General features: G+C 63.0%; 21 protein-coding genes and 1 tRNA gene. 19 read left to right on the forward strand and 3 right to left on the reverse strand.

What is annotated here, in order from left to right; translation table 11 throughout:
* The 14 genes from acnA to ABD059_RS15255 form a co-directional block, all read left to right on the forward strand.
* A partial coding sequence (acnA, locus tag ABD059_RS15190) for an aconitate hydratase AcnA (RefSeq protein ID WP_343881553.1) occupies positions 1–2455 on the forward strand: 2455 nt, incomplete at its 5' end.
* A 56-nt stretch (positions 2456–2511) separates the two neighbouring features.
* Positions 2512–4485: a 1-deoxy-D-xylulose-5-phosphate synthase gene (gene dxs, locus ABD059_RS15195; RefSeq protein WP_343881555.1), complete on the forward strand. Its 1974-nt coding sequence runs from the start codon at positions 2512–2514 to the stop codon at positions 4483–4485.
* Positions 4486–4878: 393 nt separating this feature from the next.
* On the forward strand, positions 4879–8025 hold the full coding sequence (locus tag ABD059_RS15200; RefSeq protein ID WP_343881557.1) for an Rne/Rng family ribonuclease: 3147 nt from the start codon (positions 4879–4881) through the stop codon (positions 8023–8025).
* A 217-nt stretch (positions 8026–8242) separates the two neighbouring features.
* On the forward strand, positions 8243–8551 hold the full coding sequence (rplU, locus tag ABD059_RS15205) for a 50S ribosomal protein L21 (protein WP_019482657.1): 309 nt from the start codon (positions 8243–8245) through the stop codon (positions 8549–8551).
* A 35-nt stretch (positions 8552–8586) separates the two neighbouring features.
* A complete protein-coding gene (gene rpmA / locus ABD059_RS15210; RefSeq protein WP_081743419.1) occupies positions 8587–8847 on the forward strand; it encodes a 50S ribosomal protein L27 in 261 nt (86 codons plus the stop codon).
* Between the two features lie 115 nt (positions 8848–8962).
* The gene (gene obgE / locus ABD059_RS15215; RefSeq protein WP_343881558.1) at positions 8963–10618 is read left to right on the forward strand and encodes a GTPase ObgE; all 1656 of its coding nucleotides are present in this window, start codon (positions 8963–8965) and stop codon (positions 10616–10618) included.
* A gap of 13 nt (positions 10619–10631) precedes the next feature.
* Positions 10632–11759 (forward strand): glutamate 5-kinase, encoded by a 1128-nt coding sequence (gene proB / locus ABD059_RS15220; RefSeq protein ID WP_343881561.1) that lies wholly within the window; start codon positions 10632–10634, stop codon positions 11757–11759.
* A gap of 9 nt (positions 11760–11768) precedes the next feature.
* A complete protein-coding gene (locus ABD059_RS15225; protein WP_343881563.1) occupies positions 11769–13052 on the forward strand; it encodes a glutamate-5-semialdehyde dehydrogenase in 1284 nt (427 codons plus the stop codon).
* A gap of 91 nt (positions 13053–13143) precedes the next feature.
* Positions 13144–13392 (forward strand): hypothetical protein, encoded by a 249-nt coding sequence (locus ABD059_RS15230; RefSeq protein WP_343881565.1) that lies wholly within the window; start codon positions 13144–13146, stop codon positions 13390–13392.
* Positions 13337–14092, forward strand: a complete 756-nt coding sequence (nadD, locus tag ABD059_RS15235) for a nicotinate-nucleotide adenylyltransferase (protein WP_377959697.1) — start codon at positions 13337–13339, stop codon at positions 14090–14092. Before ABD059_RS15230 ends, nadD begins: the two co-directional genes overlap by 56 nt.
* Positions 14093–14099: 7 nt before the next feature.
* A complete protein-coding gene (locus ABD059_RS15240) occupies positions 14100–15131 on the forward strand; it encodes a hypothetical protein (protein WP_343881569.1) in 1032 nt (343 codons plus the stop codon).
* A 31-nt stretch (positions 15132–15162) separates the two neighbouring features.
* The gene (rsfS, locus tag ABD059_RS15245) at positions 15163–15564 is read left to right on the forward strand and encodes a ribosome silencing factor (protein ID WP_343881571.1); all 402 of its coding nucleotides are present in this window, start codon (positions 15163–15165) and stop codon (positions 15562–15564) included.
* The gene (locus ABD059_RS15250; protein ID WP_343881573.1) at positions 15561–16241 is read left to right on the forward strand and encodes a histidine phosphatase family protein; all 681 of its coding nucleotides are present in this window, start codon (positions 15561–15563) and stop codon (positions 16239–16241) included. The genes rsfS and ABD059_RS15250 overlap by 4 nt, the downstream gene beginning before the upstream one ends.
* 107 nt (positions 16242–16348) lie before the next feature.
* A tRNA-Ala gene (locus ABD059_RS15255) sits at positions 16349–16424 on the forward strand.
* A gap of 123 nt (positions 16425–16547) precedes the next feature.
* On the opposite strand, the gene ABD059_RS15260 is transcribed toward ABD059_RS15255, so the two are convergent.
* Together ABD059_RS15260 and ABD059_RS15265 are read right to left on the reverse strand one after the other, a co-directional pair.
* Positions 16548–17807, reverse strand: coding sequence for a cation:proton antiporter (locus tag ABD059_RS15260; RefSeq protein WP_343881575.1), 1260 nt, complete (start codon positions 17805–17807; stop codon positions 16548–16550).
* Positions 17808–17851: 44 nt separating this feature from the next.
* The gene (locus ABD059_RS15265; RefSeq protein WP_343881577.1) at positions 17852–18268 is read right to left on the reverse strand and encodes a hypothetical protein; all 417 of its coding nucleotides are present in this window, start codon (positions 18266–18268) and stop codon (positions 17852–17854) included.
* Positions 18269–18504: 236 nt separating this feature from the next.
* On the opposite strand from ABD059_RS15265, the gene ABD059_RS15270 reads away from it, so the two are divergent.
* The 5 genes from ABD059_RS15270 to ABD059_RS15290 are packed head-to-tail and all read left to right on the forward strand — an operon-like array spanning position 18505 to position 23091.
* Entirely contained in the window at positions 18505–19176 is a 672-nt protein-coding gene (locus tag ABD059_RS15270) for a GAP family protein (protein WP_343881579.1), read from the forward strand.
* A gap of 58 nt (positions 19177–19234) precedes the next feature.
* On the forward strand, positions 19235–20083 hold the full coding sequence (locus tag ABD059_RS15275) for a mechanosensitive ion channel domain-containing protein (RefSeq protein ID WP_343881581.1): 849 nt from the start codon (positions 19235–19237) through the stop codon (positions 20081–20083).
* 26 nt (positions 20084–20109) lie between these two features.
* On the forward strand, positions 20110–21681 hold the full coding sequence (locus ABD059_RS15280; protein ID WP_343881583.1) for an arylsulfatase: 1572 nt from the start codon (positions 20110–20112) through the stop codon (positions 21679–21681).
* Positions 21678–22643 carry a formylglycine-generating enzyme family protein gene (locus ABD059_RS15285; RefSeq protein WP_343881585.1) on the forward strand — a complete coding sequence of 322 codons (966 nt, stop codon included), beginning with the start codon at positions 21678–21680 and terminating at the stop codon, positions 22641–22643. The genes ABD059_RS15280 and ABD059_RS15285 overlap by 4 nt, the downstream gene beginning before the upstream one ends.
* 49 nt (positions 22644–22692) lie before the next feature.
* On the forward strand, positions 22693–23091 hold the full coding sequence (locus ABD059_RS15290) for a hypothetical protein (RefSeq protein WP_343881587.1): 399 nt from the start codon (positions 22693–22695) through the stop codon (positions 23089–23091).
* On the opposite strand, the gene ABD059_RS15295 is transcribed toward ABD059_RS15290, so the two are convergent.
* Positions 23088–24107, reverse strand: a complete 1020-nt coding sequence (locus tag ABD059_RS15295; RefSeq protein WP_343881589.1) for a DUF808 domain-containing protein — start codon at positions 24105–24107, stop codon at positions 23088–23090. The genes ABD059_RS15290 and ABD059_RS15295 overlap by 4 nt on opposite strands.
* Between the last annotated feature and the right edge of the window lie 296 nt (positions 24108–24403).

Here is a 24403-nt window from a genome sequence, read left to right on the forward strand (position 1 = left end):
TGAACTGGTCATTGACCACTCGGTGCAGATCGACTTCGCCGGTAACGCCGGCGCCCTTGAGCGCAACATGGAGATTGAGTACCAGCGCAATGGCGAGCGGTACCAGTTCCTGCGCTGGGGTCAGACCGCGTTCGATGACTTCCTGGTGGTCCCCCCGGGAATGGGTATCGTGCACCAGGTCAACCTGGAGTACCTGGCCCGCACGGTGATGACCCGCGAGGTCACCACCGGCGACAGCACTGTGCTGCAGGCCTACCCCGACACCTGCGTTGGCACCGACTCGCACACCACCATGGTCAACGGGCTCGGCGTCCTGGGCTGGGGTGTGGGCGGCATTGAGGCCGAGGCGGCCATGCTGGGCCAGCCCGTCTCGATGCTGATTCCCCGCGTGGTGGGCTTCAAGCTGACCGGTGAGATCCCTGCCGGCGCCACCGCGACCGACGTCGTGCTCACCATCACCGAGAAGCTGCGTCAGCACGGTGTGGTCGGCAAGTTCGTCGAGTTCTACGGCGAAGGTGTCAGCGCTGTGCCGCTGGCGAACCGTGCGACCATCGGCAACATGAGCCCCGAGTTCGGTTCGACGGCTGCGATGTTCCCGATCGACGAAGTGACGATGGATTACCTGCGGCTCACCGGCCGCCTAGAGGAAAACCTGGCACTGGTCGAGGCGTATGCCAAGGCGCAGGGCATGTGGCATGACCCGAGCAAGGAGATCGCTTTCTCCGAGTACCTGGAATTGGATCTCTCAACGGTGGTTGCCTCGATCGCCGGCCCGAAGCGCCCCCAGGACCGGATTGACCTGTCGCGTGCCAAAGACCAGTTCCGGAAGGACATCCACGACTACGTCAGCTCGGTGGACGACGCAGCGCTCGACGAGGCCCTCGAGGAATCGTTTCCGGCCTCTGATGTCCCCGCGATGACCTCCACGGTGAGGCATGCAGGGCGCTCACGCGTAATGGGTCGGCCTTCGGACGCAGTCCAGGTCACCCTGTCGGATGGTCGGGCGTTTGAGTTGGACCACGGCGTCGTCACGATTGCGTCGATCACCTCGTGCACCAACACGTCCAACCCGTCGGTGATGATGGCCGCGGCTCTGCTGGCCCGCAACGCTGTGGACCGCGGGCTCACCGCGAAACCCTGGGTGAAGACCTCGATTGCTCCCGGCTCCAGAGTGGTGACTGACTATTTCGACACATCAGGCCTGACCCCCTACCTCGAAAAACTGGGATTCTATGTCGTTGGATACGGCTGCGCCACGTGCATTGGAAACTCGGGTCCCCTTGAAGAGGAGATCGCTGCAGCTATCCAGGAAGAGGGCCTGGCGGTCGCCGCGGTGCTCTCCGGGAACCGAAACTTCGAGGGTCGGATCAACCCTGACGTGGTGATGAATTACCTCGCCTCACCGCCGCTGGTGATTGCTTACGCCCTCGCCGGCACCATGGACTTCGACTTTGAATCAGATCCCCTGGGGCAGGACCGGGAGGGGACCAATATTTTCCTGAAGGATATCTGGCCCACCCCGGCGGAGATCCAGCAAACCATTGACTCCTCAATCGACCGGGAAATGTTCGACAGGGGCTACGAAGGAATCTTCGACGGCGACCACCGATGGAAGGCACTCGACACCCCTCACGGAAGCACTTTCGCCTGGAGCGCGGAATCCACCTATGTCCGCAAGCCACCGTACTTCGAGGGGATGAAGGCGACGCCGGACCCGGTCGCCGACATTGCGGGCGCGCGGGTGCTCGCCGCGCTCGGTGATTCGGTGACCACCGACCACATCAGTCCCGCCGGATCCTTCAGGGGGGACAGCCCCGCGGGACGCTACCTGCTCGAACGCGGGGTGAACCGAAAGGACTTCAACTCCTATGGGTCCCGCCGTGGCAATCACGAGGTGATGATTCGTGGCACCTTCGCCAACATCCGGCTGCGCAACACCCTGTTGCAGGGGGTCCAGGGAGGATTCACCCGGGACTTCACGCAGACCGGGGGCCCACAAACCTACATCTACGACGCCGCCGTGAACTATCAGGCAGCCAAAATCCCCCTGGTGGTTCTGGCCGGAAAGGAATACGGTTCCGGCTCCTCCCGCGACTGGGCGGCGAAAGGCACCGCGCTGTTGGGCGTCCGTGCCGTCATTGCCGAGAGCTTTGAGCGGATCCACCGGTCCAACCTGATCGGCATGGGGGTGTTGCCCCTGCAATTTCCGTCGGGGCAGAGCGCGGCAAGCCTGGGCCTGACCGGCACCGAGACCTTCGCCGTCGCAGGGGTGACGGAGCTTAACGAGGGCAGGACCCCGAAGACGGTCCGAGTCAGTGCCGAGTCGGAGGAGGACGGCGACACGATCACGTTTGACGCGGTGCTGCGCATCGACACTCCGGGGGAGGCCGACTACTACCGCAACGGTGGAATCCTCCACTATGTGTTGCGACAGCTCACAGCCAACCCGCGTTAGAGTTAATAACCCGCAGGCGTAGGTCCAGCGGGAATGACCAACACAAGGAGGCACCGATGGGACTCTTGGAAACCATCCGCCACCCCCAGGATCTGAGCAAGCTCAGCGGCGACCAGCTGGCGCGACTCGCAGGTGAGATTCGTGACTTCCTGATCACGAACGTTTCCCGGACCGGAGGGCACCTCGGCCCCAATTTGGGGGTCGTTGAACTCACCCTTGGCATGCACCGTGTCTTTGATTCCCCGCGTGATTCGATGATCTTCGACACCGGTCACCAGTCCTATGTGCATAAACTCCTCACCGGTCGCCAGGATTTCAGTACGCTGCGCCAACAGGGCGGGCTCTCCGGATACCCTTCGCGGGCTGAATCCGAGCACGACGTCGTCGAAAGCTCCCACGCATCATCCTCCCTGTCCTGGGCGGACGGCATATCCCGTGCCCGGGTCCTCGCAGGCGAGGGCGACCGCTACACGGTAGTTATGGTGGGCGACGGCGCCCTGACCGGCGGGATGGCCTGGGAAGCCATCAACAACATCGCCGCGGACAAGCGTCGCCGCGTAGTGATCGTCGTGAACGACAACGGCAGGTCCTACGCACCGACCATCGGGGGAGTGGCCGACTATCTGGCGTCCCTGCGTCCCACGCTAGACACGGTCCGTACCCACCGCGTCTATGAGGGCACTCTGGACTGGTCCAAACGACGCCTCCAGAACGGCGGGCCGCTCGGACGGTTCGCTTACAAGAGCCTGCACGCCACCAAGAAGGGCATCAAGGACTGGTGGGCGCCCCAGGGGTTGTTCGAGGACCTCGGAATGAAGTACATCGGGCCCATCGACGGCCACGATATGCCAGCCGTTGAGCATGCGCTCCACCAGGCACGCAACTACGAGGGCCCGGTGATCGTGCACGCGATCACTGAAAAGGGGTACGGCTACGCGCCGGCCCGGGCCCACGAAGCTGACCAGTTCCACGCGGTAGGCATCATTGATCCAGAGACCGGCCAGCCCATCGGTGCAGCTGGACCACAGTCCTGGACCAGTGTGTTTGCCGACGAAATCGCTGCCTTGGCCGACGAGCGCAAGGACATCGTCGGCATCACCGGCGCCATGCTCATTCCCGTCGGTCTCCACAAATTTGCTGAGAAGTACCCCGACCGCGTGTTCGACGTCGGGATCGCCGAGCAGCACGCCCTCACCAGCGCCGCGGGCATGGCCTTCGGCGGGTTGCACCCGGTCGTGGCGCTGTATGCAACGTTCCTGGGGCGCGGATTCGACCAACTCCTGATGGACGTTGCCCTGCACAAAGCGGGGGTGACAGTGGTTTTGGACCGCTCGGGCGTGACCGGCCCCGACGGCGCCAGCCATCACGGCATGTGGGATATGGCGATGCTCCAGATCATCCCCGGATTGCACCTGGCAGCTCCACGGGATGCCACCAGGCTGCGTGAGGAACTGAGGGAAGCGATAGCGATTGGCGACGCGCCGAGCGTGGTGCGCTACTCCAAGGGCGCCGTTGGCGCTGAGGTGCATGCGATTGAACGGCTCGACGACGGCGTCGAGGTGCTGTCCCGCCGCCCAGTGGGGTCCAGCAACAACGATGTCCTCATTGTCAGCGTCGGCGCGATGAGCGAACTGGCCCTCGACGTGTCCAACCGGTTGGGTGCCCAGGGGATCAGTTCGACCGTGATTGATCCACGCTGGGTGCTCCCGGTGCGCAAGTCAGTGATCAGGATGGCCGCCGAACACCGGATCGTCATTGTGATTGAGGATGGTGTGCGGGCTGGCGGTGTCGGGTCACGGATCCGGCAGGAAATGCGCGCCGTCGGCGTGGATACCGCTTTGAACGAGGTGGGACTGCCCGTCGAGTTCCTCGACCACGGCACGCGCAGCGAAGTGCTGGAACGCGTTGGGCTGACCGCGCGCAAGGTGGCCCAGGACGTCGTCGAGCAGGTACTGGGTACCCGGGTGCCGGTTGCTCGTCCCCTCCCGGGACAGAATGCCCCCGTCACCGGGCAGTTGCCCAAGCTCTGATCGGGTGGGCACAGAAAGTCGACGGCCAAAAGCCGGGCGCCTGAAACAGTCTGTGAGACAATGAACGTGGCTGGCAGGGGAACCACATTCCCCGGCCGGTCCAGTGACAGGCTTCCGGCTTCGCCGGCGACGCTTCAGAGCGCATCGTGAAAACATCCGAACGGATGGGATGCCGTGAATCCGCTGTGCAGGCCAACCGCTGGGAAAGCAGCGGATAAGGAAAAGCGCCACTGGTCTTCGAGTGATGCCGCACCCCACGGATGGTGCGACCTCGAAGCTCACTTAGACGACTTCCGGTAGACGCGAGGCGCCAAGGTCCGCGAACAACCGACATATTGCCCCCGGGGGCGTCGGAATGTGGCCGACGCCGCAGGGGCTGGAGCAAAACACCATATGGATACTCAGCAGAACCCGACAGAGCAGAATCCCACAGAGCAGAATCCGGCCGAGCAGAGTCCGGCCGGCCAGGTCCAGGACACCGCGGTGGAGCAGCCCGATGTGCCAGTGAAAAAGGCCACGAGGACCCGCCGCAAAAAAGCGGATCCTGTAGCTGGCGACGCAGCCTCGACGACGGTCGATCCGGCAGAAACGGCAGAACCGGCAGCCGCACCGAAGCGTCGTGCTACTCGCAGCCGTAAGGCCGCCACCAGCGATATTGTGCTCCCCGATGAGCCCACCACACCACCCACCGGCGCCGAGTCCGGGTCTGAACCAGCAGCTGCTGCGGCGGAGCCAGTGAAGGCACCCGTCCGACGCCGGACCACCCGCAAGGCCGGTAGCCCCAGCGGGGCACCAGTCGCGGTCGAACCCGTGGCCACAGCGCCGGATGAGGCCGCCGTCGGCGAGACGGTTGATGTCGCTGATGTCCCGCCAGCCGAGGACGTGCAGACGCCCGTGAAAAAGACGACCCGGCGCCGTTCCACTGCAGCTCAGAAGAAGGCTCCCGCCGCCGAAGAGGCTGCAGCGCCCACCGATCAGGGCGGCGATGCCGGCCGTAGCGCTCCGGTTCAGGAGGACCCTCCCGCCGCGCAGGCCCAGGAGAGCGCCCCCGTCCAGGAACCCATCTCCGTATCAACGGCGTCCGATCCCTTCAGCATCCCCGCGTCGCTGTTCCATGCGCCGGACCTGAGTGTTGCGGTAGCGCCGGTTAGGAAGGCTGAGGTTCCCGCCGACGCTGACGCCGACGCAGATGACGACGAGGATGGCGATAGCGAGTCCGGGGGGCGCCGCCGCCGTCGGAACCGCCGCAGCCGTGGCAAGGGTCGCGTCGACCAGGATGGCGCCGCGGACGGGAACGCCTCAAACCCTGACGCGGGTCCGGAGGAGGACACCGGCGACGGCGTGACCTCCCGCCGCCGTCGCAGGCGCCGCCGTGGAGACCAGGATCTCGAACTGACCGGTGGTCAGGATGACGATCCACCCAACACCGTGACCCGGGTTCGTGCGCCGCGGCAGGCCCAGGAGTCGGCTCCGTCCAACAAGGTCACCAGCGTCAAGGGTTCTACCCGGCTCGAGGCCAAGAAGCAGCGACGCCGGGAGTCCCGCGACACGGGCCGCCGCCGTCAGGTCATCACCGAAGCTGAGTTCCTTGCCCGCCGGGAGTCCGTGGACCGTCAGATGATCGTCCGCCAGCGCGACGACAGGATCCAGATTGCTGTGCTGGAGGACGGATTGCTCGCGGAGCATTTCGTCTCCAAGACCCAGCAGGATTCGCTGATCGGCAACGTCTACCTGGGCAAGGTTCAGAACGTGCTGCCCAGCATGGAAGCAGCATTCGTTGACATTGGCCGCGGCCGCAATGCCGTCCTGTATGCAGGTGAAGTCAACTGGGACGCCTCACGTCTCGACGGGCAGCCGCGCCGGATCGAACTGGCATTGAAGTCCGGTGACACCGTCCTGGTGCAGGTCACCAAGGACCCGGTCGGCCACAAGGGCGCCCGCCTGACCAGCCAGATTTCCCTCCCAGGCCGCTACCTGGTGTATGTGCCGGGCGGTTCAATGACCGGTATCTCCCGGAAGCTCCCTGACGTGGAACGCAACCGGCTCAAGCGGATCCTGAAGGATCGGCTCCCCGAGAACGCCGGTGTCATTGTGCGCACCGCGGCGGAGGGGGCCAGCGAGGAAGAGCTGACCCACGACATCAACCGGCTGCGGTCGCAGTGGGAAACCATCGAGGCGAAGTCGGGCTCCACCAAGTCCCTGGCCCCCGAACTGCTGTATGGCGAGCCTGACCTGACCATCAAGGTGGTCCGGGATGTCTTCAACGAGGACTTCTCCAAACTGATCGTCTCCGGTGAGGAAGCCTGGGACACCATTGAGGCCTACGTGATGTACGTGGCACCCGACCTGGTGGGACGCCTCGAGAAGTGGACCGGCAACGAGGACATTTTCCTCGCCAGCCGGATCGATGAACAGATCCACAAGGCACTCGACCGGAAGGTGTACCTGCCCTCTGGCGGGTCACTGGTGATCGACCGCACCGAAGCCATGACCGTGGTCGACGTCAACACCGGCAAGTTCACCGGCAGCGGTGGCAACCTGGAAGAAACAGTCACCAAGAACAACCTGGAAGCCGCCGAGGAAGTTGTCCGCCAGCTGCGCCTGCGCGATATTGGCGGCATCATTGTCATTGACTTCATCGACATGGTCCTGGAAGCCAACCGTGACCTGGTGTTGCGCCGGATGGTGGAATGCCTGGGCCGCGACCGGACCAAGCATCAGGTTGCTGAGGTCACCTCCCTGGGGCTCGTCCAGATGACGCGGAAGCGGATGGGCACCGGGCTGCTGGAGGTCTTCGGTGAGAACTGTGAGCACTGTGGCGGGCGCGGCGTCGTCACCCATGACGAGCCGGTGGAGCACAAGCGGCACGCCGTCGCCCCCGATAACCACCAGCAGCATCTGCGCCAGGAGAAGGTCTCCCGCAGCGAACGCAAGCGAAACCGGAGCCGGTCCAACTCGCCCGCCGACGAGGACCAGCAGACACCCGAGGCGCCGCAGGACGACGCCGAGCGTCAGGCCCGGGCTGAAGCAGCCCGGGTGGCACTCGCCAGCATCGCCGCAGCCACCCACGCAGCGCACGAGGCTGAGGGGCATCCTGTGACCGACGATGCAGCCGAGGTAGTCCTGACCATCAACGGCGAGACGGTGAGCCTGCCCCGCGCCGAGGCCAGCGATGCCGAAGTGCAGGAAGCCCGCCGGCTCACGCTCGATAGCCTCACCCAGGCCTTCGACCGCAAGCCAGCGTCAGCCGACTCCGCAACCGACCCGGTGGTCGAGCCGGCTGCGGAACCGGTCGTGAGCCCCGAGCCCGCTCCTCGCAGTCCACGACGTAACCGCCGGAGGGCTGCCAGCAGCCCCCAGGGCACGGCTGCGACGTCGGCTATCGAGCGGCAGCAACCGGGACAGGGGGAGTCAACGGGCCAGCCGGCGGCACAGTTCGTCGCCAGCGTCCAGGCGGCACCTCGCCGGGACGGGACGGCGGCGCCTGCCAAGGATGAGCCGATGATCCTCGGTGTAGGGGTTCCAGCGTCCGAGTTGTAGCCGCAAGCCGGGCACGCGACGCGCCCACACACCGGGGGATTTGCAGGAAACCGCCGAACTGGCGTAATCTTGATCTTCGGTGCGTTCGCCTTCTAACCGGTTATCCGGGGCGTCGATGCACAGCGTCAGCGGCAGGGCCAAAGTAGTGTGGTTTGCCGGTGTAAGTACGCACATAGTAGTTTTCCAAGCATAGTTGTCGAGAGAAGTGAGTTCCCAAGTGGTGTACGCGATTGTCCGCGCAGGCGGCCGCCAAGAAAAGGTTTCCGTGGGAGACCTCGTAACCCTTGACCGCGTCACCGGTAAGGCCGGCAGCAGCTTTCAGCTGCCCGCCCTCCTTCTGGTCGACGGCGACAAGGTAACCTCAGCAGCAGACGACCTGGCAAAGGTCGCTGTGACTGCCGAGATCATTGAGAATCTTCGTGGACCGAAGATTGTCATCCAGAAGTTCAAGAACAAGACCGGCTACAAGAAGCGCCAGGGTCACCGTTCAGAGCTGACCCGCGTCAAGATCACAGGCATCAAGTAACCTCTTCGTTCTTTATCAAAAGGTAGGCAAAGCAGATGGCACATAAGAAGGGTGCGAGTTCCACTCGCAACGGTCGCGATTCAAACGCCCAGTACCTTGGCGTCAAGCGGTTCGGTGGACAGGTTGTCAAGGCTGGCGAAATCATCGTCCGCCAGCGTGGCACCCACTTCCACCCCGGCGCTGGCGTTGGCCGCGGCGGAGACGACACGCTGTTCGCGCTGGAGGCCGGCTCGGTTGAGTTCGGTAGCCGTCGTGGACGCCGCGTTGTCAACATCGTCGGCGCAGTCGCAGAGTAGTTTCTGCGCACCAAGCATTAGGCAGTGAGGTGGGGTGAGCCGATCCGGCTCGCCCCACCTTCTTTTTAAGCCGGGATAGACTCGGCATCAATTCACAATCTTGAAGGAGTTCAACGTGGCAAGCTTCGTTGACCGGGTGGTTCTGCATGTGTCGGGCGGTACCGGCGGTCACGGCTGCGTTTCCGTCAAGCGGGAAAAATTCAAGCCCTTGGGTGGTCCCGACGGCGGTAACGGTGGCGACGGCGGCAGCGTGATCCTCCGCGTCGACTCGCAAACCACCACCCTCCTGGACTACCACCACGCACCACACCGGCACGCCACCAACGGCGGCAACGGGATGGGCGACTGGCGTGGCGGCAAGCAGGGCGAAACCCTGATCCTGCCGATGCCAGACGGCACAGTCATCAAGACCAAGGATGGCGAAGTACTCGCCGACCTGGTCGGCGAAGGCGCCGAGTTCATCGCGGCCTCCGGTGGTCAGGGCGGCCTCGGAAACTCCTCGCTCTCCTCACAGAAGCGCAAGGCGCCCGGCTTTGCCCTGCTCGGCATCCCCGGCGACGCCCGGGACATCGTGCTGGAGCTCAAATCCATTGCGGATATCGCGTTGGTGGGTTTCCCCTCTGCTGGCAAATCAAGCCTCGTCGCAGCGATGTCCGCAGCTCGCCCCAAGATCGCCGACTACCCCTTCACCACACTGGTGCCGAACCTCGGAGTCGTCGAGTCCGGCGACGTCCGGTACACCATCGCCGACGTGCCTGGTCTCATCGAAGGGGCCAGCGAAGGCAAGGGCCTGGGCCACAACTTCCTGCGCCACGTCGAACGCTGCGCCGCCCTGGTGCACGTCCTGGACTGCGCCACCCTGGAATCTGACCGCAACCCGCTGAACGACCTCGACATTATTGAGCGTGAGCTGGAAAAGTACGCGGTCGATATGAGTTTCGCAGGCCCCGACGGCGACGTCGTTCCACTGAACCAGCGACCCAAACTGATTGCCCTGAACAAGGTCGATGTGCCCGACGGAAAGGACATGGCGTCCTTCGTCAGGCCCGAACTGGAGGCCCGCGGCTACCGCGTGTTTGAGGTGTCGGCGTCCAGCCACGAGGGGCTCCGGCAACTCGGGTTCGCGATGGGCGAGATTGTTTCCGCCGCCCGCGCCGAGCTCAAAGCCACCCCACCCAAAATTGTGCCGCCAGTGCTGCGTCCCCGTGCGGTCAACTCGCGCGGCTTCATCATCCGCAACGAGGAGAAAAACCTGCTGCCACTGTTCCGGATTCTCGGCGAGAAGCCCGAGCGTTGGGTCAAGCAGACGGACTTCAACAACGACGAGGCGGTCGGCTACCTGGCCGATCGGCTCGCAAAGCTCGGTGTGGAAGAGCAGTTGTTCAAGAGCGGCGCCAAACCCGGCGACACGGTGGTCATCGGCGAGGACGACGGCGTCGTGTTCGACTGGGAGCCCACCATGATGGGCGGGGCCGAGCTGCTGGCGTCTCCACGCGGCACCGACATCCGGCTCGCTGAGTTTGTCAGGCCTACCCGCGACGAGAAGCGCGAGGACTACCAAGACCGCAAGGACGCCCGCGCTGCGGCACGGCTCGACCTTGAAACCGAGCGTAAAGCCGGGATCTGGACCGAATCGGTCAACTACAAAACCCGGACCTCCCCGGGAACCACCATCGAAACCTCCCAGGCTGTCCCGGACAAGGCTGGAGACGACGACGTGCCGGGGGACAACCCGGCGCCGGCCTCAGATAGCGAAGAAGCCGGACACTAAGGTGACGACGACTGTGAAACGGCCCCTCAAAACCCGGTCCGGTCTGGCGAAAGCCAAGCGGATCGTCGTCAAGGTGGGTTCGTCGTCGCTGACGTCCATCACCGGCGGTCTGTCGGAGGAGGCCCTGGTAGGGCTCTCCAACGTCCTGGCTGCCCGCCGGAACGAAGGCACCGAGGTCATCCTCGTCTCGAGTGGTGCCATCGCAGCAGGGCTGGCGCCCCTCGGGCTGAAGCGCCGACCCAACCAGTTGTCATCCCAGCAGGCCGCAGCGAGTGTGGGCCAGGGCCTGCTGATGGCGCGCTACACCGCAGCGTTCGGGGCCCACGGCGTGACGGTCAGCCAGGTGCTCCTGACCGCCGAGGATCTGATCCGCCGCGGCCACTACGCCAACGCCCATCGGGCGATGGAACGGCTACTGAACTTCGGCGTCGTCCCGATCGTGAACGAGAACGACACGGTTGCGAGCCACGAAATCCGGTTCGGTGACAACGACCGGCTGGCTGCCCTGGTGGCTCACCTGGTGAAAGCCGATGCGTTGGTGCTCCTGTCCGACGTCGACTCCCTCTACGACGGTCCACCAAAGGACGGTGCGCAGCGGATTCCCGAGGTGCGCGGCCCCGAAGACCTTGAGGGAGTCGAAATCGGCCGCACCGGCAAGGCCGGCGTCGGAACCGGCGGCATGGTCACCAAGGTTGAAGCGGCAACGATCGCGGCGAGCTCGGGCATCCCCGCCCTCGTCACCTCGGCCGAGAATGCCGCCGCCGCGCTGGCAGGGGAAGACGTCGGTACCTGGTTCAGCACCAACGGTCGCAGGAAACCCATCAGGCTGTTGTGGCTCGCCCATCTCGCTGACATTCGGGGCACGCTCACCCTCGATGACGGTGCGGCGAAAGCCATTGGGGAGCGCCGTCGCTCACTGCTACCGGCAGGAATTGTGTCAGTCGGAGGGGACTTCGAAGCTGGCGATCCGGTGGCGATGACTGACACCAGTGGTGCGGTCGTGGCCCACGGGCTGGTCAACTACAGCTCGTTCGAACTGCCGAGAATGCTGGGCCGAACCACCCGGGAGCTGTCCAAGGAACTCGGGCGGGAGTACGAGCGTTCGGTAGTCCACGTGAACGATCTGGTGGTGCTTCGTTAGACTGGGTCAATGACTTCAGTGACCGAACAGCAGACAGATGTGACAGCCGCAGTGCACGCGATCGCTGATCGTGCGCGTGAGGCAGCCCGTCAGGTGGCAACCGCGAACCGGGCGTCCAAGGACGGTGCCCTGCTCGCTGTCGGCGCGGCCCTCGTCGCCAACAGCCCAGCGATCCTTGCAGCCAACGCGTTGGATGTTGAAGCGGGACAGGCCAACGGCACCTCCAAAGCCCTCCTGGATCGGCTCAGCCTCACCGAAGAGCGAATCGAGGGGCTTGCGACTGCGTTACAGAACCTTGCCGGGCTCCCTGATCCCGTGGGATCGGTGGAGCGGGGGCAGACCCTTCCCAACGGGGTGCGGATGCGTCAGATCCACGTACCGCTCGGCGTCGTCGCCGCCATTTACGAGGCGCGACCCAACGTGACGGTTGACATTGCTGGCCTTGCTCTCAAGAGTGGCAACGCTGTCATCCTGCGCGGCGGAAGCGCAGCAGCACACACAAACTCGGCGTTGCTCGGCATCATTCGCGACGCCCTGGTGAGCTCGGGTCTGCCGGCCGATGCTGTGCAGAGCGTCGATGATTATGGGCGCGAAGGCGCCAACGTCCTGATGAAGGCGCGAGGCCGGGTGGATGTCCTGATTCCCAGGGGCGGACGCGACCTGATCCAGACGGTCGTGACCAACTCGGCTGTGCCGGTGATCGAGACGGGCGAGGGCAACGTCCACATCTACGTCGACCAGAGCGCGGACCCCGCGATGGCGGTGGACATCCTGTTGAACGCCAAAACCCAGCGACCCAGTGTTTGCAACACCGTCGAAACCCTCCTCGTGCACCGCGATGCGGGCGCTACCGCGGACGTCCTGAGGGCGCTGTCCAACGCAGGGGTGCGGCTGCATGTAGACCAGCGCACCCTCGACAGCCTGCCCGACGGCGTGACCGCCGATCTTGCCACAGATGACGACTGGGCCCGCGAGTACATGGACCTCGATCTGGCGGTGGCCACGGTGGACTCCATGGAGGAAGCCATCGCTCATATTCGTCAGTGGACCTCAGGTCACACTGAAGCCATCATCACGAACGACCTGGGCAACTCCGAACAGTTCATCGCCGGCATCGATTCGGCCGCAGTGATCGTCAACGCATCAACCCGTTTCACCGACGGAGCCGAGCTGGGGTTGGGCGCCGAAGTGGGTATCTCCACCCAGAAAATGCATGCGCGTGGTCCGATGGGACTGCGTGAGCTGACGACCACCAAATGGATCCTTCAGGGCGACGGCCAGGTCCGGTCCTAGGACGACGCTGCGAAGCGCGTAACATGGTAGGGAACCTATCCACCGGTTGGTGCTGACCGGTACGCCAACACTTGATTTCTAGGGGAAATTTATGCTTTCTCAGCTTCTCAACGCCACACTCGTCGCCAGCGAGACTGGCGGGGGCCACGGGGGACACGTCGAACTGCCGATGGACCCGGTGCTGTACGGGGTTATCATCATGGGTGCGTTGGTCGCCTTGATGCTTGTCACCCTTGCCTTCTCGAGCCTCGGCAATCGCCACGAGGCTGTCGAAGAGCATGCGGATCCCCACAAGCAGCACCCCAACAAGCACGACCACGGCGAAGCCTCACACCGCTAGTCGCGGGGCGGGGAAGGTACCTGAGTCGCACCACGTGAATCCAGCTGACAGAGCACACCCGGACGGAAGTCCGTGGCGCCTAGGCGTCATGGGCGGCACCTTCGACCCCATTCACCACGGACACCTGGTGGCTGCGAGTGAAGTCGCAGCCGTTTTCAACCTCGACGAGGTAGTATTCGTGCCGACCGGACAGCCATGGCAGAAGGCCGAACGTGAGGTCAGCGCGGCCGAGCACCGCTACCTGATGACAGTGGTCGCGACAGCTTCCAATCCGAGCTTCACGGTCAGCAGGGTGGATATCGACCGCCCGGGTCCCACCTACACCATCGACACCCTCCGGGATCTGAAGGCCGAGCGGCCTGAGGCGGAGTTGTTCTTCATCACCGGGGCTGACGCGATGGCCCAGATTCTGTCGTGGAAGAATGCTGACGAACTATGGTCGTTAGCCCACTTCGTCGGGGTCACCCGTCCTGGCCATGAACTCGATGGCAAGGGTAAGGATGTGAGTTTGCTGGAGGTGCCCGCCATGGCAATTTCCTCCACCGATTGTCGACGGCGAGTTGCCGCCGGCGATCCAGTCTGGTACCTAGTGCCGGACGGCGTGGTGCAATACATCGCCAAGCACGGACTGTACCGCGACATCCCAGGAGCTCCTGGACCACACGTTTCACACGACGACACAAAATCTACTACTGGGTGAGAAAGCAATGAGTAACGGCAACGAATCCGCACAGAGCCGGAAGTCTCTTCGGCATACCCGCGGGACTAACGCCGACGGTCAGACTCCCGACCTGTCCGATCCCGAACCGATCCATCCGGAGCGGCGCAGTCGTCGCGCCGCTGACGCTCCCGTCGATGCGGCGTCAACCCACCCGGTCGAGCGGGTTTCGCAGACTCGTGCCCGCGACCGGGAAGCGCTCAGGGCCTACCGCGCCCTGGCGGAGCAGCGCCCTCCTGCTGAGGCTGTACCCGAGCCCTCACGCCGCCAGCGCCGCGTCCAGCAGCTTGGTGCCTCCACTCCGAGTCATCAGACACTTCCGCCGACGGCTGCTGAGACAGCGCCCGAGGTGGACCGCCCCGTCGCCGGTTTGGGGCCCGTGCGCGAGGGCGGCAGGCGGGACCGCCGTCGTCGGATGGACGGACCGACCGACCGGGCTGAGGGGAATGCTGCCAAGCCGACCGGACAGGCAGCCGGGCCAGAGGACGATTCGGCCGCTGTGCCAGTCGACCAGATGAGTGTTCAGCAGGCGCTGGCCGCGCGCGAAGCCATCGTGCAGCAGGCCCAGGAACAGGTCGCACAGATGGAGACTGTTAACGACGACGATCCTTTCACGGTCGACCTGGAAATCCTTGCGCAGCAGAAAGCACTTGCTGAACGTGCCGCCGTCCTCAACAGCCGCGCCCAGAAGATGCAGCAACTCGCGCAGGCCAACGAGCAGTGGAAGCCGAGCGCCAACGACCCCACCACGGCTCACAACCTGTCGATTGTGTCGCCCAAGGAGTTCATCCGGGTTCCAGGGGTGCCCCATGAGGTCCACTCAGCGGGGCCAACGGCGCCAACCTCGGACGCGGCCGTTCCCATTGGGGCACGCACGGCTCACGGGCTTGAACCACTCGATGCCATGACGGCGGGGCTGGCGCGCGTCAAGCGCCTGCAGCTATTGCAATATTCCATTGTCAGTCTGGGCGCTTTGGCGCTGGTCACCGGAATCATGATGATTTCAGGTGTCTTCAATTGAACAAGACGGCTGACCACACTCAAGGAGATAAGTGAGCGCTAACGAAACGTCCATCGCGATTGCCCGGGCCGCTGCACATGCAGCGTCGGAAAAAATCGGTCAGGACATTGTGGCTATTGACGTCAGCGAACGGCTGGCGATTACCGACGTCTTCCTGGTTGCCTCGGCTTCCAGCGAACGGCAGGTCAACTCGATCGTCGATGGTATCGAGGAGGAGCTGTCCAAGCAGGGTTTGAAGCCTGTTCGCCGTGAAGGGCGCAGCGAAGGCCGGTGGGTACTGCTGGATTACCTGGACGTCGTCATCCACGTCCAGCATGAAGAGGACAGGGTTTTTTACGCCCTGGAACGCCTGTGGGGGGACTGTCCGGTCATTGACCTGCAGCTCGACGCCACGCCACCGGCTTCGGCTGACGCCGCTTCCACTGTCGAGTGAGGTTCGCCGCCACTGAATCGGCTGGCGCTCGAAGGATCATTTTTTGGCGGCACGGACGGACCGACTGGAATGCTCGAGGGCTGTTCCAGGGTCAGGAAGACATTCCGCTCGACGAGCTGGGCAGGCAGCAGGCACGGGAGGCTGCCGCCGAGCTGGCTCATTTAGCGCCCGTCCGGCTGGTGTCCTCAGACCTGGCTCGGGCGGCCGATACTGCGGCCGAGCTGGCGTCCCTGACCGGGCTTTCGGTGGAACTGGACCCGCGGGTTCGGGAAACCTTCGCCGGGCAGTGGCAAGGGTTGGCGTTTGCCGAGATCGCGGCGCGGTTTCCTGCCGACCAGTCGGCCTGGCGATCGGGCGATCCTGGGGTACGTGCCGGTGGCGGAGAGAGCCGGGTCGACGTCGGGCAGCGTATGGCTGCAGGGACGCTCGACGCTGTTTCCAGCCTCTCCGCCGGGCAGACGCTGGTCGTTGCGAGCCACGGCGGTTCGATCCGGGCCGGTCTCGCCGCTCTGATGGGTATGCCTCCCGAATTATGGTCTTCGCTCTCGGGCGTTTCGAACTGTCACTGGTCGGTGCTGGAGGAACTCGATCAGGGTTCTACGGCGATCAGCCGGTGGCAGCTGACCGAGCACAATGTGGGTCTGTCCTCGATGCCTTCCACCCCGTTGGAAGGTTAATAGCGGGCTGACAGTGGCATGGAAACGGCCGATTTTGCAGGGGGCGGATTGTTGACTAAACTAAGTAAGTTGCTCCGGCCAGTTCGGCGGGGTGGCACCAAGGAATTGGGGCTATGGCGCAGCTGGTAGCGCACCTGCATGGCATGCAGGGGGTCAGGGGTTCGAATCCCCTTAGCTCCACCACCTGATCCGCTGGAACAATGGCTTGTGGTCGTTGGTCCAGCGGATTTTTCTTTGTCCGAATGAATTCAGTACGGCGCCCGGCGTTTCGAAGCAGGTAATTAATCGGCACCCGCCGCGCAGACGCTACTCGTGGCTCCGCTTCCGCGCTTGCGGCCCTAGACCGTCGAGACTTCGCGCAGTGTGACCCCGACTGTATCGCCGTCCCAGAGGACCGGCGGAAACACCATGCGCAAATACGCTCAGCAGGACCGTAAAGGCCACAATAGAGACTGCCTGACCCACGACGGACGGCTCATTCAGCTGTTCCACGGCCAGGAGTGCAAACACAATTGAGGCCAGGCCACGGGGCCCGAACCAGCCGATGAACAGCACGGTCTCCCTGTCCATAGTGGTGCCCACGAGGCTGAGCCCGACGGGAAGCATACGGATTACGGTGAGGCTCAGAACGGCGTAGAGGAGAGTAGCTGGTGAGAAGTATTCGAACGCAACCGGCACCAGCGCAGCGCCAAAAAGAAACCACACACCAAGTGCGAGCACCTCGCCGAGCAGTTCCGGCAACACAGCGATTTCGTCCACATTGGCGACATCCCGCGGGATCGTAGCGCCAAAGGCGACACCAGCGACGAATGCTGCGATGAAACCGTTGCCTCCAATGCTCATCGCGATGGCGAAGCTGCCAACCGCCGCAGCGAGTGTTGCGAGCCGCCGCCCGCCGTGGAGCAGCCAGCCCCTTCGTGATGAAAACGAGATGACCTTAGCGGACCCAAGGCCAACGGCCATCCCCACGACGACGCCGACCGCCAGCTCCATCAGCGCGCCCAACCCGTCGTTGTGTTCGCCGACTACCCCAAGTTGAGACGCGGCGATTGCGAGTGCCAGCATGACGATCGGCGTCGCAATGCCATCGTTCAGACCGCTCTCGACGTTCAGCGAGCGACGTACGCGGTCGGGGATGTTCTTATCGTTGATCACCTGGGCGCTCAGTGCTGCGTCAGTTGGTGCCAATGCTGCACCCACGAAGCAGGCAAGGGCCCAGCCCAGGTCATCGAATAACCATGCAGCGAGCACTGATCCGAAAACTATGGAGAGCATGAGGCCGATGCCTAGCAAACGCACGGGGACGCCGATGTCCTGGCGGAGCTTCGCCACATTCACCCTCGCTGCGTCCGAAAAGAGGAGCAGCGCGAGCGTTAGTTCGGCGATTGCATGGACCGATGGGGTGTCTACATCGACCGTTAGAGGTCCCCACTCCGGATTACCCAGAAGGAAACCTGCCACTACGAAGACCAGGGGCCCGGTTATGTTCGACCGGGCAAGACGGTCGGACAGCACAGCCCAGGCCAGGGCCACGATTGCGAGAACGGCTAACAGAGGCTCGGTCATCTTTTCTCACCTACCAGGTGATGTCTTCCGCGGTCGACCCGGAATTAGCAGGTGAGCTCGCTTTCCAGGTTGCTTCGGGCGGTCTTGACAGCCTCTATCTCATCTTCCAGTGACTCAGTCGCCTCAGCTAATGTGGCGTCGTCGGGAACGCCATTGACGGCGCTGCTGAACTCATCCTGGGCAGAATCCAGTTCCTCAACGCGGTCCCGGGTGACGTCCTCGGAGGAATCCACCAAATCGTCACGAGCGGCGCTCACCTCGTCCCGTGCTGAACGGATTTCATCGATCGTCGCGTCCATTGTCAGAGTGTCCTCGAAGTTTTTCAGCGCAGTTGCGTAGGCCTCAGATGCTTCGCATGTCTGCGATACGTTCTCCTCGGGGCTGGAGGAGCAGCCGGAGATCGCCACAATGGCTATCCCGAAAGTGGCAGTTCGTAGCAGAAACTTGTGATGCTTGTCCATCGGACTTTCCTCCCAGGCATGTTCGCGAGGATTGTGATCCCTCGTCGTGCGCTCTCCATCGTGGACCCGATCGCGCCTGGTCTACTTCACCTACACGGGGTGAACCTCATTGGCCTTTCAAGGCGAGGTCGTCGGATTTGATCAGAGCATCACCCGGTCAGGATGAGCCATCACCTTGCTAGATCACGCCATAATTACGAGCGACAGCACCGGAAATCACGCTTTAGGAGCCTGACATGGGTCCAGTTATTGGAGAAGTTCTTTCCTCGGCTTTGGGCATTGCCGTCAGTCCGATTCCGATTATCGCGGCCATCCTGATGCTCATGACACCGAAGGCGAAGACCACGGCTGTTGGTTTTCTCCTTGGATGGTTGGGTGGGATATCCGTCACAGCAACGGCGTTCACTCTGCTCTCGTCGCTGCTTCCCGACACCGAAGAGGACGGGTCTCAACCGATTCGCGGCGTAATCCACCTGGTTTTGGGTGTGGTGCTCTTCAGGATGGCCGCCAAACAATGGCGTAACCGCCCGAAAGAGGGCGAGGAACCCCCACTTCCGAAATGGATGCACGCCATTGATGGCATAGAGTCACCAAAGGCATTCGGGATGGGCCTCCTGTTATCAGCAGCCAACCCCAAGAACCTTGTAATGGCCGCCTCTGCTGGGCTGATTATTGGCTCCGCGTCCCTTGGTTTTGGAACCGGGACCGGCGTCATCATACTCTTCACCGTTCTGGCTGGTTCCACGGTGCTCGTACCCGTCGCCGGGTTCCTGATGGCTCCGAACCGCTTCCATAGCCGACTCAGTCGGCTTCAGATCTGGCTCGTCAGGGAAAACTCGACGACCATGTCAGTGCTCCTGCTGGTACTTGCCGTCACCTCAATCGGGGAAGGTATAGGTAACTTCTGATGGGCCGCCACCGCCGTCATTATCCGGACTGTCGACTCAAGTCGTCGACGGAGGCCCCATGGACCTGACGCAGTTGGACCTGACGCAGTACCTTCCGGCGACAACATCGTGGTGGGCGGTCCTTGCCGCGGCATTCTCGATCATCGCCGGCTGGATCACTGCCCGCTATGCACGGCGGGCGACTCTTGTGCTCCTCACCCGAACACCCGGCATCTCAGATGACCTGTCCTATCTGGTTGCCCGGATCATCCAGTATGTGTTGATACTCGGCGGGGTGGGATTCGCTTTGGCATTCCTGGGCGTGAATGTACAGCCGCTTCTCGCGATAGTAATTGTTGCTGTCGTTGCATTCGTCCTGGTTGTCCGGGGCTTTGTGGAGAATTTCACCGCCAGTATGCTCATTCAGTCGCGGCAACCGGTCCGGGTTGGGGACGAGATTCAGGTGGAGGGTCCCGAAAGCGAGATTACCGGAACTATCACGGAACTGAACGCCCGCTCCGTCATTATGGTGACGGTGGACGGACGGACCGTCCACACACCCAACGCCATCCTGCTGGGCGGTGTGGTGGTCAATCACTCCCGCCAAGGGCTGCGCCGCAGCGAAGTTCAAGTCCGGACTTCCCGAGATGACGGCGGAACGCTTGAGGCGACTCTCGCCTTTTTGCGGGCGGCCGTAGCAGAGGTCGAAGGTGTAGCGGACAGCAAACCACCCCGCGCCCTGGCCGTTGCCACGTCACCGAACCGGTGGACGGTCCGGGTTCAGTACTGGCACCATCCACTTTCGGGCCCATCAGTCACCTCAGATGTCCTCAGTGGGCTGTCGGGTGCGCTCGAGGACGCCGGACGGTCCGTCTCTGTCACTGCGGTACCAGGGGAGCCGCCGCTCATCCCGCCAGATCTGCTCTAGCTACTGCCGGAATTCACCCTGGATGGGTGAGTGCGGCGCACCCGCTGAGCGGTCTACTGGAGGCAACTGCTGCCAAGTACAAAGGAAAAGCCATCATGGCGCGTAACCAGCCGAATATTCTCGTTATTTGGGGAGACGACATCGGGATCTCCAACATCAGCACCTACAGTGAAGGCCTCATGGGGTATCGCACGCCCAATATTGACCGCCTCGCCGCGGAGGGAGCGAAGTTCACCGACTACTACGGAGAGCAAAGCTGCACGGCAGGGCGCGCGGCGTTCATCTGCGGTCAGAACCCGATCAGGACCGGTCTCACCAAGGTCGGCATGCCGGGAGCGCCTCTTGGGTTGCAGGCCGAAGATCCCACCATCGCTTCAGCGCTCAAGGAGTGCGGCTATACAACCGGACAATTCGGCAAGAACCACCTCGGTGACCGGGACGAGTTCTTACCGACCCGACATGGCTTCGACGAGTTCTACGGTAACCTGTACCACCTCAACGCGGAGGAGGAACCGGAACTTCCCGACTACCCGACGTCCGAGGACATGCCCCACTTCCGCGAAAGGTTCGGCCCCCGAGGTGTAATCCACTCTTGGGCGAAAGAAGACGGCACACAGCGTGTGGAAGATACCGGTCCTCTAACGAAAAAGCGGATGGAAACCATTGACGACGAAGTGTTCGTTGAAGCCCGCCGATTCATTTCCGACGCCAGCGCCAGCGAGAATCCTTTTTTCGTTTGGTTCAACACAACACATATGCACTTCCGAACCCACGCCAAGCCCGGTAGCAAGGGCCAATCCGGCCGCTGGCAATCCGAGTACCACGACACGATGATCGATCACGACAACCTCGTCGGAGATATGCTCAACCTCCTGGACGATCTCGGGATTGCCGACGACACGATCGTGTTGTATTCAACCGACAACGGTCCCCACATGAACTCCTGGCCCGACGCTGGCATGACGCCCTTTCGGGGGGAGAAGAACACCAACTGGGAAGGCGCCTATCGAGTACCCTCACTGATTCGCTGGCCAGGCACAGTTCAAGCAGGAACCGTGTTCAACGGCATCGTGAGCCACGCAGACTGGTTTCCGACGCTGCTCGCTGCAGCAGGCGACACGACCATAGTGGACCGGCTGAAGGTCGGCGCTGAGCTCGACGGGGAGCATTACAAGGTACATCTGGACGGCTACGATCAAAGTGACTACCTAGCAGGGCGATCCGACGAGAGCGCGCGCCAGCACTTCTTTTACGTATCTGACGACGGCGACCTGACTGCTGTGCGATTCGACAACTGGAAACTGGTGTTCCTCGAGCAACGGGCACAGGGCACGCTCCAGGTCTGGGCGGAACCCTTCGTACCCCTGAGGATCCCGAAAATGTTCAATCTGCGCACGGACCCCTACGAGCGCGCCGACACCACGTCGAACACTTACTACGATTGGGTCCTTGACCATGCGTGGGTCGTCGTTCCGATGCAAGCCTACGTCCAACAAATGCTCAAGACCCTGGAGGACTTTCCGATTCGGCAAAAGCCTGCCAGCTTTAGTCTTGCACAGGTGTTGGACAAGCTGCAGAGCGGAATATCCAATTCATGACCGTGACCACAACCCTTGCGGACAGAGGCCGACGGGAGGGTATGCACTTCATCAACGGTGGCTCATTCACCATGGGGTCCGACGTCCACTACCCCGAGGAGGCTCCCGCCCGTCGCGTCCAGATCAATGGTTTCCGGGTGATGGTTGGTCCCGTGACCAACGCCCAGTTTGCCGCTTTCGTCAGGGACACTGGCCACCGGACGGTTGCCGAACGGCCGTTGCGCCCCGAGGACTATCCCACCGCGCCTCCAGAAAACCTGGTACCAGGATCACTGGTTTTCGTTGGAACCGCTGGTCCAGTGGACTTGAGGCATCTGAGTCAGTGGTGGCGCTGGACCCCTGGCGCGTGCTGGCGACGGCCGGAGGGACCGGGGAGCCGCCTGGCGAATCGGGCCGATCACCCGGTCGTGCATGTTGCCTACGAAGATGCAGAAGCCTACGCATCCTGGGCCGGCCTCACCCTGCCGACCGAGGCGCAGTGGGAGTACGCCGCCCGGGGTGGCATTGAGAGTGCCACCTTCACCTGGGGCGCTGAACCAGAGGCGGACTCTGAGGCCTTGGCGAACTACTGGCATGGAGACTTCCCCTGGCGGGCGGAGCGTGGCTACGGGGCAACTTCTCCCATTGGATCCTTTCCCGCGAACGGGTACGGACTGTACGACATGGCGGGCAATGTATGGGAGTGGACGAAGGACTGGTATGTCAAAAACCGCTGGTCCGACGTCCACGGTTGCTGCGTGCCGCTTGATCCGCGAGGAGGGACTATGGCTGACAGCGTCGACAGAAGGCAACCACAGTTTGCTGTGCCGCGGAAGGTTGTCAAAGGCGGATCCTACCTCTGCGCCGACAGCTACTGCCTCCGCTATCGTCCGTCCGCACGCCGTCCGCAGATGGTCGACACCGGAATGAGCCATATCGGATTTCGCTGCGTCGAATCGATTGGAGTGTCCAAAGTCGACTAATTGGAGACGTTCGGCGTCGCCAGTCTTTGGGGCGGCTTCTGTTGTCGTCATGGGTGGGCTAACGCTTGTCGACCCTACCCACCCGGACGATCGGGACCGCCGCACGATGCGTGTGGCCTACGGTGTTGTGTCGGGCCTTAACGCAGGCGTCACGATCGGTGGCAAGCAGCTACCCCTGAGGGTCCTGGCAGGCCTCGCCTCAGGGGTGGCCGCGCTTCGCTTCGCTGCCGCCAGCGAGTCAATCGACTTACGACTGGAGAGGAAACTTTGCCAGTTTGGAGTTCAGCACCCACGACGATGGATGGCCGTGGGCACGGCAGTGTTCATCTTCGCCGGATATCTCGCGGACCGTGCTGCGGCCAAGCAGGAACGCCGCCTTGAGGAGCATGCCGAGCTGGTGAGCGACGTCGTCGTCGATCATTCCGACGGAACAACCACACTGATTTAGGAAGACGGCTCCGAGTCGTGTTTCGGCCGATGTCCGGCGATTGCGGCGCGGACGTCTCCCTCTTCGTGACCGCCCTCTTTTTTGCCGAACGGCAACACTTTGAGCAGCGGGTGCAGCACGGCCATCACCATCAGACCCCAGGCGAGTCCCAGGACGGTCGAGCAGAGGGTGTTCACGAGCCAGCCCAGGAAACCGCCGACCACTGCGATCCCGACGACGGGGGCCTCGAGGGCATGGACCAGGTCGTATGGTAGGTGCCAACCAAGGTCATACACACCCTGCAGCATGATGTGCCCGCCGACCCACAGCATGGCGATTGTGCCGATGAAGGTGATGGCGGCGAGGACGGAGGGCATCCCCTTCACGAGCGCCTCGCCGAATCGTTTGGAGCTGGCGGAGTCTTTGGTGGTCAGGTGCAGGCCGATGTCGTCCATCTTCACGATCAAAGCGACGGCTCCGTAGACGATCACGGTGATCGCAATCGCCACGACGACCAGGATGATGGCCCTGACCCAGATCGATTCATCAGCCACCTCGTTCATCGAGATGACCATGATCTCGCAGGACAGGATGAAGTCGGTGGTGATGGCACCCTTGGTGACCTTAGCCTCCGCCTCCGGCCCCCGGTCCACTGCCGGTGCCTTTTCCGCATCGTGATGCCCGCGGAGCTTGTGCCAGACTTTCTCAGCACCCTCATAGCAGAGGTAGGTGCCGCCCAGCATGAGGATGAAGGGGATGACCCACGGGATGAAGGCACTGATGAGCAGCAATGCCGGAAGAATGATCAACAGCTTGTTACGGAGCGATCCCCAGAAGATCTTCTTGATCATCGGCAATTCGCGGGACGGGTCCGCCCCGGACATGTACTGCGGGGTGACGGCGGCGTCGTCGATCACCACGCCTGCCGCTTTGGCGCCAGCCTTGGCAGCACCAGCAGCAACATCGTCCACCGAGGCAGCCGCGATGCGGGCGAGGGCTGCGACATCGTCCAGCAGGGCGACGAGACCGCCGCTCACAGTAAAGGTCCGGACTGTTTGCGAGCGGAGAACCGGGCGCGTGGGCCTCGGCTGAGGCGTGTGATCAGCATGCTTCAAGTATATGGTCGGATGCGGATTCGACGGGGATAGCGAGGCAGGCGACGGTGACGGATCCGATCTCTGCGGCGGCCATCAGCCGCCAGCCCAACTTGCTCCAGAAGAAAACGTCGGTTCATCCAATGCGGGTGATGCGGTGACCTCCGCGGAGGAGCACAGTGCTGAGGTATAAGCATCGGGACCCACCGCGGGCCCCGGTGATCCATCGCTGAAGGAGC

The sequence above is a fragment of the Arthrobacter flavus genome (assembly GCF_039526005.1).
Classification (GTDB): domain Bacteria; phylum Actinomycetota; class Actinomycetes; order Actinomycetales; family Micrococcaceae; genus Arthrobacter_D; species Arthrobacter_D flavus.

Excerpts from the sequence above, each read along its gene's own strand:
- dxs (WP_343881555.1), top strand. The coding sequence starts at position 2,512 with ATGGGACTCTTGGAAACCATCCGCCACCCCCAGGATCTGAGCAAGCTC.
- ABD059_RS15200 (WP_343881557.1), top strand. The coding sequence starts at position 4,879 with ATGGATACTCAGCAGAACCCGACAGAGCAGAATCCCACAGAGCAGAAT.
- rpmA (WP_081743419.1), top strand. The coding sequence starts at position 8,587 with ATGGCACATAAGAAGGGTGCGAGTTCCACTCGCAACGGTCGCGATTCA.
- ABD059_RS15225 (WP_343881563.1), top strand. The coding sequence starts at position 11,769 with ATGACTTCAGTGACCGAACAGCAGACAGATGTGACAGCCGCAGTGCAC.
- ABD059_RS15230 (WP_343881565.1), top strand. The coding sequence starts at position 13,144 with ATGCTTTCTCAGCTTCTCAACGCCACACTCGTCGCCAGCGAGACTGGC.
- ABD059_RS15240 (WP_343881569.1), top strand. The coding sequence starts at position 14,100 with ATGAGTAACGGCAACGAATCCGCACAGAGCCGGAAGTCTCTTCGGCAT.
- ABD059_RS15260 (WP_343881575.1), bottom strand. The coding sequence starts at position 17,807 with ATGACCGAGCCTCTGTTAGCCGTTCTCGCAATCGTGGCCCTGGCCTGG.
- ABD059_RS15265 (WP_343881577.1), bottom strand. The coding sequence starts at position 18,268 with ATGGACAAGCATCACAAGTTTCTGCTACGAACTGCCACTTTCGGGATA.
- ABD059_RS15270 (WP_343881579.1), top strand. The coding sequence starts at position 18,505 with ATGGGTCCAGTTATTGGAGAAGTTCTTTCCTCGGCTTTGGGCATTGCC.
- ABD059_RS15275 (WP_343881581.1), top strand. The coding sequence starts at position 19,235 with ATGGACCTGACGCAGTTGGACCTGACGCAGTACCTTCCGGCGACAACA.
- ABD059_RS15285 (WP_343881585.1), top strand. The coding sequence starts at position 21,678 with ATGACCGTGACCACAACCCTTGCGGACAGAGGCCGACGGGAGGGTATG.
- ABD059_RS15290 (WP_343881587.1), top strand. The coding sequence starts at position 22,693 with ATGGGTGGGCTAACGCTTGTCGACCCTACCCACCCGGACGATCGGGAC.